Raw genomic sequence first — 15,071 nt, 5'->3', positions numbered from 1 at the left:
GGTGCCGGCGTCGTGGCTTCAATTATCGAATAAGTTGCCTTTAGGCGACTGCACAATGAGTTCTCTGGAATAGGTCAGTAGTTCAATTGGTAGAGCAGCGGTCTCCAAAACCGCAAGTTGGGGGTTCGAGTCCCTCCTGGCCTGCCACCCAGGGTTTCTTTCTTACTTACATCTTTAGTCAAGCAATGAACGCACAGGCAGAAGAAGCTACCTCGGTAGGCGATATAGTAAAGCTGGCTTTTTCGCTGGTTGTTATGGTAGCGGGCATCGTTGCGTTTTATTATTTTTCGGATTTCCAGCTTCTCTACCGCGTTCTCGGATTAGTTGCATTGACTTCGGGGGCGGTTGCGGTTTCATTTACGACCGCGAAGGGTAGAGAGTTTTGGGGTTTTATGCTTGAGGCCAAGCAGGAATTTAAGCGTATCGTGTGGCCAACTCGCGACGAAGCGGTCAGGACCACGTTGATGGTGTTCCTGATGGTATTTATTGTCGGTCTGATATTGTGGTTGCTTGATATGTTCCTGTTTTGGGGTGTTCAGCTTTTGATGAATCTGGGGATTAAGTAAATGGCGCTACGTTGGTATGTGGTTCACGCCTATTCGAATTTCGAAAATAAAGTCAAACAGGCCCTGGAAGAAAGAATCAAGCGCGAAGGCTTGAGCGAATACTTCGGCAAGATTCTGGTCCCAACCGAAGAGGTCGTTGAAATGCGAATGGGGCAGCAGCGCAAAAGCGAGCGCAAGTTTTTCCCCGGATATGTTCTAGTACAGATGGAGTTGAACGACGAAACATGGCATTTGGTTAGAAACGTTCCTCGTGTATTAGGTTTTATTGGAGGTGCCTCCGATAAACCTTCGCCGATTTCTGACAAAGAGGCGATGGCGATACTGAGTAGGGTTGAAGAAGGTGTGAACAAGCCTCGCCCGAAAGTGTTGTTTGAAGTTGGTGAGGTGGTTCGCATCGTTGATGGGCCGTTCAAGGACTTCAATGGAAGTATCGAAGAAGTCAATTATGAAAAAAGCCGTTTGCGCGTTTCTGTCTTGATTTTCGGAAGGTCTACTCCAGTTGAGTTAGAGTTTGGACAGGTTGAAAAAGTCTAATTCTTGTATTGAGATTTTGTGAAAATCCCTGTCATCGAGGTGGCAGGGATTTTTGTTTGTTGGGGAGCTGGAAAGCGTTAATACCCGTTTAGGAGCGAAAAATGGCAAAAAAAATTGATTCGTACATCAAGCTGCAGGTGAAAGCAGGCGAGGCAAATCCAAGTCCACCGGTGGGCCCCGCGCTTGGTCAGCGCGGTGTTAACATCATGGAGTTTTGTAAGGCTTTTAATGCCCGCACTCAAGAGGTTGAAAAAGGCTTGCCTCTTCCCGTTGTAATTACGGTTTACAGCGACAAGAGCTTCACCTTTATCACTAAAACGCCGCCTGCATCAATTTTGCTTAAAAAAGCGGTTGGAATTAAAAGCGGCAGCAGTAAGCCGAATTCCAATAAAGTTGGTACCGTTACGCGCGAACAACTCGAAGAAATCGCGAAAACTAAAATGGAAGATTTGAATGCGGCCGATATGGAAGGGGCGATTAAAACAATCGCAGGTAGCGCTCGTAGCATGGGTTTGAATGTGGAGGGCGTGTAATGGCTAAAATCACTAAACGTGCAAAAGCAATCAAGGAAAAAGTTTCTAGAAATAAACAGTACAGTATTTCAGAAGCAATTGGTTTGTTAAAAGAATTCGCCAATAGCAAATTCGACGAGTCAGTCGATATTAGCGTTAATCTCGGTGTCGACCCTAGAAAATCCGATCAGAACGTTCGTGGTGCTTCCGTGTTGCCGCACGGGACAGGTAAAACCGTGAGAGTGGCGGTTTTTACCCAAGGCCCAAATGCCGATGCCGCTAAAGAAGCCGGTGCCGATATCGTTGGTATGGACGATTTGGCCGAACAAGTTAAGCGCGGCGAAATGAATTTCGATGTGGTTATTGCGTCTCCCGATGCGATGCGGGTCGTCGGTCAGCTTGGTCAAATCCTGGGTCCAAGAGGCTTAATGCCAAATCCGAAGGTCGGCACGGTGACGCCTGATGTTGCTACTGCCGTGAAAAACGCAAAATCGGGTCAAGTTAGGTACCGGACGGATAAGGCTGGCATTATTCATTGTTCTATCGGTAAGGTTTCATTCGATGAAGTGGCAATTAAACAAAATCTGGAGTTTTTGATTGCCGACCTTAAAAAAGCAAAGCCGACCGCCGCGAAAGGGGTTTATCTGAAAAAGATTTCCTTGTCTTCGACAATGGGGCCAGGCTTGTCTATCGACCAAAGCAGCGTCGATATCTAATCACATTCACGACTTTGGGTTGCCGGTAAACGGCAACCGTCAAAGACCGTAGGGGCGAAAGCTTAATCATCCTACGCAGACGGAAGCTGGAACCATCGATGGTGAAAGGGACCGTAAGGAGCATCGCAAAGATGCGTTTTATTGTTTCTGATATCACATCGGAAAATAATTGGAGAAAAATGTGGCACTCAATTTAGATGGCAAAAAAGTTGTCGTAGAGGAAGTTGCTGAATTCGCCGCCAAAGCCCACTCCGCAGTTGCTGCGGAATATCGTGGATTGACCGTTACCCAATTGACGAAATTGCGTAAAACCGCGAGAGAAACGGGCGTTTACTTGCGAGTAGTCAAGAACACATTGGCTAAACGTGCTGTTGCGGGAACTGAATTTGAATGTATGCAGGAGGGTCTGGTCGGACCGCTGATCCTCGCATTTTCAATGGAAGATCCAGGCGCCGCCGCGCGATTGGTAAGCGATTTTGCGAAAGAAAACAATAAACTGGTTGCGAAGGTTGTTGCGATCGGTGGTCAAGCATTTGATGGTTCCGAACTGGAGCGCTTGGCCAGACTGCCGACTCGTGATCAGGGCATCAGTATGCTGATGTCGGTCATGAAAGCCCCCGTCGAGAAACTCGCCAGAACCTTGGCGGCTATCAGAGACGAGAGAGAAGCGGCATAACTATCGCCTTAACCAGTTAATTAGTATTAAATTTAGAGGAATTAAGAATGGCAATCTCAAAAGAAGATATTTTGGAAGCAGTCGCGAACATGACTGTCATGGAAATCGTTGATTTGATTTCTGCAATGGAAGAAAAATTTGGCGTATCCGCGGCTGCTGCAGTCGCGGTAGCTGCTCCGGCTGCTGCGGCGGCGGTTGTCGAAGAACAAACCGAATTTGATGTAATTTTGACCGGCTTCGGTGAAAACAAAGTCGCGGTCATTAAAGCTGTACGCGGATTGACCGGTTTGGGCTTGAAAGAAGCAAAAGACGCTGTCGAAGGTGCACCTACGACTGTCAAAGAAGCTGTGAACAAAGCAGAAGCAGAAGCCGCCAAGAAAGAACTGGAAGACGCAGGCGCAACTGTCGAAATTAAATAATTATTTCGACAGCACCTTGGGCAGCGAATGCCCAGCAAACCGGGCTGGCGGTATTTTACCGCCGGCCTTTTACTGTTTGTCAAACAAACGGTAGTAAATCATCCCTGACGACGAAGGTATAGAAGCAATATGGCCTATTCTTTTACCGAAAAAAAGCGCATCCGTAATAATTTTGGGAAAGGTTCGGAAGTACTCGAAGTTCCCTATCTCTTAGCAACACAGATTGATTCTTACGCAAATTTTTTGCAGTTGGGCGCGGACCCAGAAAAAAGACGCAATCAAGGATTACATGCTGCATTTTCGAGTGTATTTCCGGTGGTTAGCCACTCAGGATACGCGGTTCTGGAATATGTCAAGTATCGTTTGGGCGAGCCCGCTTTTGACGTCAGAGAATGTCAGCAACGGGGAGCCACTTTCTCCGCGCCATTGCGCGTAATGGTGCGCTTGGTGATTTACGACAAGGACGCCCCTGCCAATACCAAAGTCGTAAAAGATATTCGCGAGCAAGAAGTCTACATGGGCGAGTTACCGTTGATGACTGAAAACGGTACATTCGTTATCAATGGAACCGAACGTGTCATCGTGTCCCAATTACATCGTTCGCCTGGGGTGTTTTTCGATCACGATAAGGGTAAGACGCATTCTTCAGGTAAATTGCTGTTTAACGCTCGGGTGATTCCGTATCGCGGCTCTTGGTTGGATTTCGAGTTCGACCACAAAGACGCGGTTTATGTGCGTATCGACCGCCGCAGAAAGATTCCGGCAACGATCTTGCTGCGCGCCTTGGGTTATGACAACGAAGAAATGATTCAAATCTTCTTCGACACCAATAAGTTTTCGTTGACTGCCGACAAATTCATGTTCCACGTGATTCCGGAACGGCTGCGTGGCGAAATGGCGGTGTTTGACATAAAGCATGACGGTAAGGTGTTGATCGAGGAAGGACGGCGCATCACCGCGAAACACGTTCGCCAACTCGAAAAATCCGGCGTGACCGAGATCGAGGTGCCACGCGATTATTTGTTCGGGAAGATTCTTGGGCACAACGTTGTGGATACAGCCACTGGCGAATTGTTAGCCAGCGTTAACGACGAATTGACCGAAAACCTGTTGCAAAAACTGATCGATGCCGGTGTCAGTGAGATCAACACCTTGTACGTAAACGATTTGGATCGGGGCCCATATATTTCCAACTCGATGCGCCTGGATACGACAACCAATCGCTTGGAGGCCTTGGTAGAAATTTACCGGATGATGCGCCCAGGTGAACCGCCCACGGTCGAATCCGCCGAAAACCTGTTCGAGAACCTGTTTTTCACCGACGAGCGTTACGATTTGTCGGCAGTCGGCCGGATGAAGTTTAATCGGCGCTTGGGCCGAGAGGAAATCATCGGTACGGGCACGTTGAGCAAGGAAGACATCATCGACGTATTGAAGGAGTTGATCAAAATCCGCAACGGAAACGGCATTGTCGATGACATCGATCATTTAGGTAATCGCCGGGTACGGTCCGTGGGCGAAATGATTGAAAACCAATTTCGGATCGGATTGGTGCGAGTCGAGCGAGCAGTTCGAGAACGCTTAACTCTGGCTGATTCCGAAGGGCTGATGCCGCAAGAAATTATTAACGCTAAGCCTGTGTCTGCCGCAGTGAAAGAGTTTTTCGGCTCCAGCCAATTGTCGCAGTTTATGGATCAAAACAATCCATTGTCGCAAGTGACCCACAAGCGCAGGGTCTCCGCGTTGGGTCCAGGCGGTTTGGCCAGGGAGCGTGCCGGTTTCGAGGTTCGCGACGTTCATACCACGCACTACGGTCGGGTTTGTCCGATCGAAACGCCGGAGGGACCAAATATCGGTTTGATCAACTCGTTGTCGGTCTACGCCAGGACTAACGAATACGGCTTTCTTGAAACGCCGTACCGGAAGGTAGTCAACGGTATGGTGACCGATCAAGTCGATTATATTTCGGCTATCGAGGAAGGCGAGTATGTGATTGCGCAGTCCAGTGTCGCGGTAGACGAACACGGTAAATTGGTCGAAGGCTTGGTATCCTGCCGCTACAAAGACGAATTTACGTTAGCTTCGTCAGAGACCGTGCAATATATGGACGTGTCCTCCAAACAAATCGTTTCGGTCGCGGCATCGATTATTCCATTCTTGGAACACGACGACGCTAACCGGGCGTTGATGGGCTCCAACATGCAACGGCAAGCGGTTCCGACCTTACGAGCGGAGAAACCGCTGGTTGGTACCGGTATGGAGCGTGTCGTCGCCAAAGATTCCGGCGTAACCGTTGTGGCGACCCGTGGCGGTCGTATCGAAGCGGTTGACGCGGCCAGGATCGTGGTGCGAGCCAACGATAATGAAACGGTCGCCGGCGTACCGGGTGTCGATATTTACAACCTGATTAAATACACCCGGTCTAACCAAAACACCTGCATTAACCAGAAGCCGCTGGTTAAATTGGGCGATATCGTTAATAAGGGCGACATCCTCGCCGACGGTCCTTCTACCGACTTGGGCGAGTTGGCTTTGGGGCAAAACATGCTGATCGCCTTCATGCCTTGGAACGGCTACAACTTTGAAGACTCGATTCTAGTCTCCGAGCGCGTGGTTAAGGAAGATCGTTTCACGACAATCCATATCGAAGAGAAAACTTGCGTCGCCAGGGAGACGAAGCACGCTCCGGAGGAGATTACCGCCGATATCCCGAATGTCAGCGAGGAAGCGTTATCCAAGTTGGACGAGTCCGGTATCGTTTACGTCGGTGCCGAAGTCAAGGGTGGCGACATCCTGGTCGGAAAAGTTACGCCCAAGGGCGAGACTCAGCTGACGCCGGAAGAAAAACTGCTACGGGCTATTTTCGGCGAAAAAGCCGCAGACGTTAAAGATACCTCGTTACGGGTGCCCGGCAACGTAAGGGGTACCGTCATCGACGTGCAGGTGTTCACTCGCGACGGTGTCAAGAAAGATAAGCGCGCCCTGGAAATCGAAGAAGCCGAAATCAAGCGTTATCGGAAGGATTTGGACGATCAGCTGAAAATTGTCGAGCACGATATTTTCGCGCGGGTCAAAGCGATGTTGGTTGGTAAGAAAGCTGAAAAAGGTCCGAATGGTCTGAAAAAAGGCGAGGATATCGTTCGCGAGTATCTGGATGGCTTGGTCCCTTCGGAGTTGATGAAAATCAAAACCCAAGACGAGGATATCAACGTTCAATTGGAAACGATCGCCGAGCATATCGAGCAACAACGCAAGGAATTCGACGAACGTTTCGAACAGAAAAAGAAAAAAATCACGATGGGCGACGATTTGGCGCCTGGCGTGCTGAAGATGGTCAAGGTTTATTTGGCGGTCAAGAAGCGTATTCAGCCCGGCGACAAGATGGCGGGTCGACATGGAAATAAAGGGGTTATCTCCCAAATCGTGCCGATCGAAGACATGCCTTACACGGCGGACGGCAATCCGATCGACATCCTGCTGAATCCGTTGGGCGTACCTTCACGCATGAACGTCGGGCAGGTGTTGGAAACCCATTTGGGTTGGGCCTCGAAAGGCTTGGGCATCAAAATCGGCAAAATGCTGGAAGCTCAGGCCAAAGTTGTTGAAATTCGCGGTTATCTCGAAAAAATCTACAACTGTAGCGGACGGAAGGAAGATTTGGATTCGTTCTCCGATAAAGAGGTGCTGGAGTTGGCGGCCAATTTAGTTGGTGGCGTCCCGATGGCAACCCCGGTTTTCGACGGCGCATCCGAGGATGATATCCGGGAAATGTTGCGTCTGGCCGATCTGCCTGAACACGGACAAACTCGGCTTTACGACGGGTTAACCGGTGAACCGTTCGAGCGTGAAGTCACCGTCGGCTACATGTACATGCTCAAATTGAACCACTTGGTGGATGACAAAATGCACGCGCGTTCCACGGGGCCATATAGCTTGGTCACTCAGCAACCGCTGGGCGGAAAGGCGCAATTCGGCGGCCAGCGTTTTGGGGAGATGGAGGTGTGGGCCTTGGAGGCTTACGGCGCCGCTTATACCCTACAGGAAATGTTGACCGTGAAATCCGACGACGTTACAGGCCGTACCCGAATGTATAAAAACATTGTCGACGGAAACCATTCAATGGAAGCGGGAATGCCGGAATCCTTCAACGTTTTGGTCAAGGAAATACGTTCGCTTGGCGTCAATATTGAAATGGAACAAGAGTAATCGGGCTCTGGATTTGGTTCTGGACAACATCGGATAACAATTAGAGAGGATAAGCTCTTGAAAGATTTAATGAATTTTTTAAAACGTCAAGGTCGCACCGAAGATTTCGACGCTATCCGCATTGGTTTGGCTTCTCCCGACATGATTCGCTCGTGGTCGTATGGCGAAGTGAAAAAGCCCGAGACGATTAATTACCGCACGTTTAAGCCTGAGCGTGATGGTTTGTTTTGCGCCAAAATCTTTGGTCCTATCAGCGACTACGAATGTTTGTGCGGTAAATACAAGCGCTTAAAGCACCGCGGTGTAATTTGCGAAAAGTGCGGGGTCGAAGTAACGCTATCCAAGGTTCGTCGCGAACGGATGGGACATATCGATCTGGCCAGCCCGGTCGCTCACATTTGGTTCTTGAAGTCTCTCCCGTCGCGTATCGCGTTGCTGCTAGACATGACTCTGCGGTCGATCGAGCGCGTGTTGTATTTCGAGACATTCGTCGTCACCGATCCCGGTATGTCGCCGTTGGAAAAAGGTCAGTTGTTGACCGACGAAGAGTATTTGAATGCGATGGAAGAACACGGCGATGATTTTGTCGCCAAAATGGGCGCCGAGGCGATTTATGATCTGTTGAAATCCATCGACTTGAAAGATGAAATCAACAAGTTGAAGGAAGAGATCAATTCGACCAACTCCGACACCAAGATTAAAAAGTATTCTAAACGGCTGAAGGTCATCGATTCTCTGCTGGCGTCCAACAATCGTCCGGAATGGATGATTATGACCGTGCTGCCGGTGCTTCCGCCCGAATTGCGTCCGCTGGTGCCGTTGGACGGTGGCCGTTTCGCGACCTCCGACTTGAACGATCTGTACCGCCGTGTCATCAACCGCAATAACCGTTTGACTCGGTTATTGGACCTGAACGCCCCGGACATCATTGTTCGCAACGAAAAACGAATGCTGCAAGAAGCCGTCGATGCCTTGCTGGATAACGGCCGTCGCGGCCGGGCCATTACCGGTAGCAACCGGCGCCCGCTGAAATCGCTGGCCGATATGATCAAGGGCAAGCAAGGTCGTTTCCGCCAAAATCTGTTGGGCAAACGGGTCGACTATTCGGGGCGTTCGGTAATCGTGGTCGGTCCAACGCTGAGATTGCACCAATGCGGTCTGCCGAAAAAAATGGCCTTGGAGTTGTTCAAGCCGTTTATATTCAGCAAGCTGCAACTGCGCGGATTGGCGACCACGATTAAAGCCGCTAAAAAAATGGTCGAGCGCGAAGGAGCTGAGGTGTGGGATATCCTCGAAGAGGTCATCCGTGAGCATCCGGTGCTACTGAACCGTGCGCCAACGCTGCATCGTTTGGGCATCCAAGCATTCGAGCCGACCCTAATCGAAGGCAAGGCCATCCAACTGCACCCGTTGGTGTGTAGTGCGTTCAACGCCGACTTCGACGGCGACCAAATGGCTGTGCATATTCCGTTGTCGATCGAGGCGCAGTTAGAAGCTCGTACCTTAATGATGGCGACCAACAACATCTTGTCGCCCGCAAACGGAGAGCCGGTGATCAACCCGTCGCAAGACGTGGTTTTGGGCCTCTATTACATCAGCCGTGAAAAAGTCAATGCGGTCGGAGAAGGCAGCATATTCACCGATTTGGCCGAGGTTATGAAAGCCTTGGATGCCAAGACAGTGGAGTTGCAAACCAAGGTTCAGGTCAGGATTACTGAAAAACTTAAAAACGCTGACGGTGAGTGGGAAAGCATCACCAGTCGTAAACAAACAACGGTGGGGCGTGCCCTGATCTGGGAGATTGCTCCTGATGGCATGCCGTATGAGCTGATCAACGTTGATATGACCAAGAAAAACATTTCGAGGTTGATCAACTATAGCTACCGCTACTTAGGTATAAAAGAAACCGTAATTCTCGCCGACCAAATCATGTATTTGGGTTTCAAATACGCAACGAGAGCGGGTGTTTCGTTCGGTATCGAAGACATGGAAATTCCGGCTAAAAAAGCCGATATCATTCGTTCCGCCGAGGCCGAGGTTAACGAAATCCAGAATCAATATGCGTCAGGGTTAGTGACCGACGGCGAGCGATACAACAAGGTCGTCGATATTTGGTCGCGGGCAAACGATCAAGTTGCGAAAGTGATGATGGAAGGCTTGGGTGAAGACGAAGTGGTCGACGCCAAAGGTAATAACGTCAAACAAAAATCGTTTAACTCGATCTTCATGATGGCCGAATCTGGCGCGCGGGGTTCAGCGGCGCAGATTCGCCAATTGGCGGGGATGCGCGGATTGATGGCTAAGCCGGACGGTTCGATCATCGAAACGCCAATTACCGCGAACTTCCGGGAAGGTCTGGACGTATTGCAGTATTTCATCTCGACGCACGGTGCTCGTAAAGGTTTGGCGGATACGGCGTTAAAAACCGCTAACTCCGGTTATCTAACTCGACGTCTGGTTGACGTGGCGCAGGATCTGGTGATTGCCGAGCTGGATTGTGGGACCCAAAACGGTCTGACCATGACGCCGATCATCGAAGGCGGCGATGTGGTCGAGCCGCTGGTCGATCGGGTATTGGGCCGCGTGGCAGCAGTCGATGTGACCGACGCTTCCGGTTCAAAAGTGTTGATCCCGGCGGGTACGATGATCGATGAGAACCTGGTGACCGTTTTAGAGGAAAACGGCGTTGATAAAATGCTGGTTCGGTCGGTTATTACTTGCGAATCTCGGGTGGGCGTTTGCGCCAAATGTTACGGCCGCGATTTGGGACGTGGGCATCTGGTCAATAGCGGCGAGGCCATTGGTGTCGTCGCGGCTCAATCGATCGGTGAGCCGGGTACTCAGTTGACGATGAGGACCTTCCATATTGGTGGCGCGGCCTCCAGGTCGGCGGCTGTCAGCAATGTTCAAGTTAAATCCAGCGGTACCGCAAAACTGAATAACCTGAAGACCGTTAGAAACCGAGAAAACAACTTGGTCGCGGTATCCCGTTCCGGCGAAGTTGGCGTGATGGACGATTATGGCCGTGAAAGAGAACGCTATAAGATTCCGTATGGCGCGGTACTTTCGGTTGACGACGGCGGACGTGTCAGTGCCGGTGACATTATCGTCAACTGGGACCCGCACACTCATCCAGTTATCACCGAAGTGGATGGCTTCATTCAGTTGATCGATTTTATCGACGGTATCACCGTTCAAGAGCAGTCGGACGAAGTCACCGGGCTTACATCGCGTGTGGTAACCGATCCTAAGCAACGAAGTGCGGCCGGTAAAGAGCTGCGCCCCATGGTACGGTTGATAGACGAACAAGGTGGACAAATTAACTTACCTGGAACCGATATTCCGGCTCAATATTTCTTGCCCGCCGGCGCAATTGTCGGGGTTAAGGATGGTGGTGAAGTAAAGGTTGGTGACGTATTGGCCCGGATTCCGCAAGAATCTAGTAAAACCCGCGATATCACCGGTGGTTTACCGCGGGTTGCGGACTTGTTCGAAGCTAGAAAAACCAAGGATCCGGCCATTCTTGCCGAAGCTACCGGTATGGTGTCTTTCGGTAAGGAGACGAAGGGTAAGCAACGTGTCATCATTACCGACGCCGAAGGGGAGCAATATGAAACGCTCATTCCAAAATGGCGTCATATCACGGTGTTCGAAGGTGAGTTTGTAGAAAAAGGCGAAACGATTGCCGAAGGGGAATTGACGCCGCACGATATTCTGCGTCTGAGAGGTATCGAGGAGCTGTCTGATTATCTGGTTAAGGAAATTCAGGATGTTTACCGTCTACAGGGTGTAAAAATAAACGACAAACATATCGAGGCCATCATCCGGCAAATGCTCCGGAAAGTTGAGATAACAGCTTCCGGCGAAACCGATTTTGTGAAAGGTGAGCAGGTAGAGCGCGTATTGGTCAATATTGTTAACGAACAGGCGGAAAAAGAAGGGAAAATTCCTGCTAGTTATGACTCGTTGTTGTTAGGGATCACTAAGGCATCGTTGGCGACTGAGTCGTTTATATCTGCCGCCTCTTTCCAAGAGACCACAAGAGTGTTGACCGACGCTGCAGTGCGAGGCATCAGCGATAGTCTGAACGGCCTAAAAGAGAATGTCATTGTTGGTCGTTTAATCCCGGCCGGTACAGGTCTGGCCTATCACGAACAAAGGCGGAAAAAACGACATGCCGACTTGGCGAGCGGGATGGATTCCGGCATATCTTCAGTCGAAGTGGTCGATGTCGAGGAAGCGCTGAAACAGGCGTTGAATATAGAATAGCTCTAGTAAAAAAGCTTGACCTAACAATGATCTGCAGGTATCATGCTCTGCTCACATCAGCCAAGAGATTTGGGTGGAGCAATGCCATTCGGTTGGGCGACTAATTGTATTGCTTATTAACATTGCATATTTGGAGTAGTTAAGAATGGCCACGATCAATCAGTTGGTCCGTAAGCCTCGTGCTAAAAAAATCGAAAAGACCAATGTTCCGGCATTGGAAGCCTGCCCCCAAAGGCGAGGTGTGTGTACTCGTGTTTATACGACTACGCCTAAGAAGCCTAATTCGGCCTTGCGTAAGGTGGCTAGGGTTAGATTGACCAATGGTGCCGAGGTTAGTAGTTATATTGGCGGAGAGGGGCACAATTTACAAGAGCACTCCGTGGTTCTGATTCGTGGCGGTAGGGTCAAAGACTTGCCCGGTGTTCGTTATCACGTTGTGCGAGGAAGCTTGGATACTTCAGGCGTAAAAGATAGAAAGTGCGGGCGCTCCAAATATGGCGCTAAGCGGCCTAAGAAATAAAGGTTGGTAAACAATGTCTAGAAGAAGAGTTGCGGCGAAAAGACCGGTCAATCCTGATCCAAGGTTTGGTAGCGATATGTTGTCCAAGTTCATGAATATGATCATGGTGGACGGCAAAAAGTCTGTCGCTGAAAAAATTGTATATGGTGCGTTGGATGTGATCGAGCATAAGGGGCATAAAGAGTCGCTAGAGCTTGTGGCAAAGGCGCTGGAAAATGTGCAGCCTAGAGTTGAGGTAAAGTCTCGTCGCGTAGGCGGGGCAACCTATCAGGTTCCGGTAGAAGTGCGCCCCGCGCGTAGATTGGCTTTGTCGATGCGTTGGTTGATTGATGCTGCTCGTAAGCGTAATGAGCGGACCATGGCTGCGAAACTGGCTGGGGAGCTGTTGGACGCATCCGAAGGTCGTGGCGCGGCGGCTAAGAAGCGAGAAGATACTCATAGAATGGCCGAAGCGAACAAGGCTTTCGCTCATTATCGCTGGTAAGGTTCGTGATGCCTTTAGGGTGATAACGTGGTTCGCAAAACGCCGATAGAGCGTTATCGAAATATAGGCATAATGGCCCACATTGATGCCGGGAAGACGACCACTACCGAGCGTGTTCTGTTTTACACAGGGGTTTCGCATAAGATCGGCGAAGTGCATGACGGCGCCGCGACAATGGATTGGATGGCTCAAGAGCAAGAGCGGGGCATCACGATTACGTCAGCGGCGACAACCTGTTTTTGGTCTGGAATGTGGAAGCAGCATTCCGAGCACAGAATCAATATTATCGACACGCCAGGGCACGTTGACTTTACGATTGAAGTTGAGCGGTCTCTTAGGGTGTTGGACGGCGCTTGTGCGGTGTTCTGTGCGGTAGGAGGTGTGGAGCCTCAGTCCGAGACAGTTTGGCGGCAAGCTAACAAATATCACGTTCCCCGTTTGGCATTCGTGAATAAAATGGATCGCACCGGGGCTGACTTTTATCGAGTATTAGAGCAGATAAAGGGACGATTAGGGAGTAATGCCGTCGCGATGCAGCTCCCAATAGGCGTAGAGGACGGCTTTAAAGGGATTGTTGATCTTATTGAGATGAAAGCTGTGTACTGGGACGACGCCAGTATGGGGTTGAAATTTCAACAAGGGGAAATTCCTGCGGACATGGTTGTTCAAGCAGTTGAGTGGCGGGAAAAATTGCTTGAAGCGGCCGCCGAGGCGTCCGAGGAGTTTATGGATAAATATCTCGAGAAAGGCTTTTTAAGCAATCAGGATATTAAGTTAGGTATCAGAGCGCAAACGCTAAAAAATAAAATTGTTCCGGCGTATTGTGGCTCCGCCTTTAAAAACAAAGGCGTTCAGTGTGTATTAGATGGTATCATTGACTATTTGCCATCGCCCGCAGACATTGATGCTGTGGTCGGCCATGTAAACGAAGAATTAGATGCTACGCGTCACCCGAGTGACGACGAGCCTTTTTCCGCCCTGGCTTTTAAAATAGCCACTGATCCATATGTTGGAATGCTGACGTTCCTGCGGATTTATTCTGGTGTTTTAAAGTCCGGTGATGCGGTTTTGAATGTTGCAAAAGGCAAGCGTGAACGAATAGGACGCATCGTTCAAATGCATGCCAATAGTCGGGAAGAGATTGGCGAAGTTCGAGCCGGCGACATCGCCGCCGTAATTGGATTAAAAGAAGTTACTACGGGTGATACGTTCTGCGATATGGCGAACCCCATTTTGCTGGAGCGTATGGAGTTTCCTGAGCCGGTAATCTCTGTTGCGGTAGAACCGAAAACCAAAGCCGATCAAGATAAGATGGGCAATGCGTTGGCAAAACTGGCGCAGGAAGACCCGTCGTTTCGTGTGAGTTCCGATCCGGAATCCGGGCAAACGCTAATAGCGGGCATGGGGGAGCTTCATCTCGAGATCATTGTCGATCGGATGCGGCGCGAATTTAATGTCGAAGCTAATGTCGGCGCACCGCAAGTGGCGTACAGGGAAACGATACGTAAGTCCTTGGAGTGCGAGGGTAAATTTATTCGACAGACCGGCGGCAAGGGGCAGTACGGTCACGTGTGGCTCAAGTTGGAGCCCAAGGCGGCTGGTAGCGGCTATGAGTTCGTAAACGGCGTTGTAGGTGGGGCTGTTCCTAGAGAGTACATCCCTGCGGTAGATAAAGGTATTCAAGAGCAAATGGAAAACGGCGTACTCGCTGGTTTCCCAATGGTGGACGTCAAGGTTACTTTGTTCGATGGTTCGTATCATGATGTCGATTCGAATGAAATGGCTTTCAAGATAGCAGGGTCTATGTGTTTCAGGGACGGAGCTAAGGCTGCAAATCCTGTATTGCTGGAACCCATTATGAAAGTGGAAGTAGTCACTCCAGAGGATTATATGGGGGAAGTCGTTGGTGACGTTAACCGGCGCAGAGGGGTTATTCACGGCATGGAAGACGTACCGGCTGGTAAGGTAATTAGTTGTGAAGTGCCGCTCTCGGAAATGTTTGGCTACGCAACCGATTTGCGATCGGCCACGCAAGGTAGAGCAACCTACAGTATGCAGTTTGAAAGATATAACGAAGCACCTGCGCACATAGCGGAAGCGATTATTAGAAAAGTATCTTAAATTTTTTATAAATATCAGGTATCGAGTCATGGCAAAAGAAAAATTTGA

General features: G+C 50.0%; 11 protein-coding genes and 1 tRNA gene. All 12 read left to right on the top strand.

All coding sequences use genetic code 11. The features are described from left to right. Positions 1-71: 71 nt before the first annotated feature. Positions 72-147, top strand: a tRNA-Trp gene (locus A1355_RS00310). Between the two features lie 38 nt (positions 148-185). Then, entirely contained in the window at positions 186-566 is a 381-nt protein-coding gene (secE, locus tag A1355_RS00305) for a preprotein translocase subunit SecE (RefSeq protein WP_064023909.1), read from the top strand. After that, positions 567-1,100: a transcription termination/antitermination protein NusG gene (nusG, locus tag A1355_RS00300; RefSeq protein ID WP_064023908.1), complete on the top strand. Its 534-nt coding sequence runs from the start codon at positions 567-569 to the stop codon at positions 1,098-1,100. 101 nt (positions 1,101-1,201) lie between these two features. Further along, on the top strand, positions 1,202-1,633 hold the full coding sequence (gene rplK / locus A1355_RS00295; RefSeq protein WP_064023907.1) for a 50S ribosomal protein L11: 432 nt from the start codon (positions 1,202-1,204) through the stop codon (positions 1,631-1,633). Further along, the gene (gene rplA / locus A1355_RS00290) at positions 1,633-2,328 is read left to right on the top strand and encodes a 50S ribosomal protein L1 (protein WP_064023906.1); all 696 of its coding nucleotides are present in this window, start codon (positions 1,633-1,635) and stop codon (positions 2,326-2,328) included. The genes rplK and rplA overlap by 1 nt, the downstream gene beginning before the upstream one ends. 181 nt (positions 2,329-2,509) lie before the next feature. Continuing rightward, positions 2,510-3,004, top strand: a complete 495-nt coding sequence (gene rplJ / locus A1355_RS00285) for a 50S ribosomal protein L10 (protein WP_064023910.1) — start codon at positions 2,510-2,512, stop codon at positions 3,002-3,004. A gap of 47 nt (positions 3,005-3,051) precedes the next feature. Further along, entirely contained in the window at positions 3,052-3,423 is a 372-nt protein-coding gene (gene rplL / locus A1355_RS00280; RefSeq protein ID WP_064023905.1) for a 50S ribosomal protein L7/L12, read from the top strand. 129 nt (positions 3,424-3,552) lie between these two features. Further along, entirely contained in the window at positions 3,553-7,629 is a 4,077-nt protein-coding gene (gene rpoB, locus A1355_RS00275; protein ID WP_064023904.1) for a DNA-directed RNA polymerase subunit beta, read from the top strand. A 57-nt stretch (positions 7,630-7,686) separates the two neighbouring features. Beyond that, a complete protein-coding gene (gene rpoC, locus A1355_RS00270) occupies positions 7,687-11,898 on the top strand; it encodes a DNA-directed RNA polymerase subunit beta' (protein WP_331710091.1) in 4,212 nt (1,403 codons plus the stop codon). A gap of 145 nt (positions 11,899-12,043) precedes the next feature. After that, positions 12,044-12,418: a 30S ribosomal protein S12 gene (gene rpsL / locus A1355_RS00265; protein ID WP_013820393.1), complete on the top strand. Its 375-nt coding sequence runs from the start codon at positions 12,044-12,046 to the stop codon at positions 12,416-12,418. Positions 12,419-12,431: 13 nt separating this feature from the next. Continuing rightward, positions 12,432-12,902 (top strand): 30S ribosomal protein S7, encoded by a 471-nt coding sequence (rpsG, locus tag A1355_RS00260; RefSeq protein WP_064023902.1) that lies wholly within the window; start codon positions 12,432-12,434, stop codon positions 12,900-12,902. Between the two features lie 27 nt (positions 12,903-12,929). Then, positions 12,930-15,023 (top strand): elongation factor G, encoded by a 2,094-nt coding sequence (fusA, locus tag A1355_RS00255; protein WP_064023901.1) that lies wholly within the window; start codon positions 12,930-12,932, stop codon positions 15,021-15,023. Positions 15,024-15,071: the final 48 nt, after the last annotated feature.

Source organism: Methylomonas koyamae (genome assembly GCF_001644025.1).
In the GTDB taxonomy this organism is placed as follows: Bacteria; Pseudomonadota; Gammaproteobacteria; order Methylococcales; family Methylomonadaceae; genus Methylomonas; species Methylomonas koyamae_A.
This window is presented reverse-complemented; position numbering and strand designations above follow the sequence as displayed.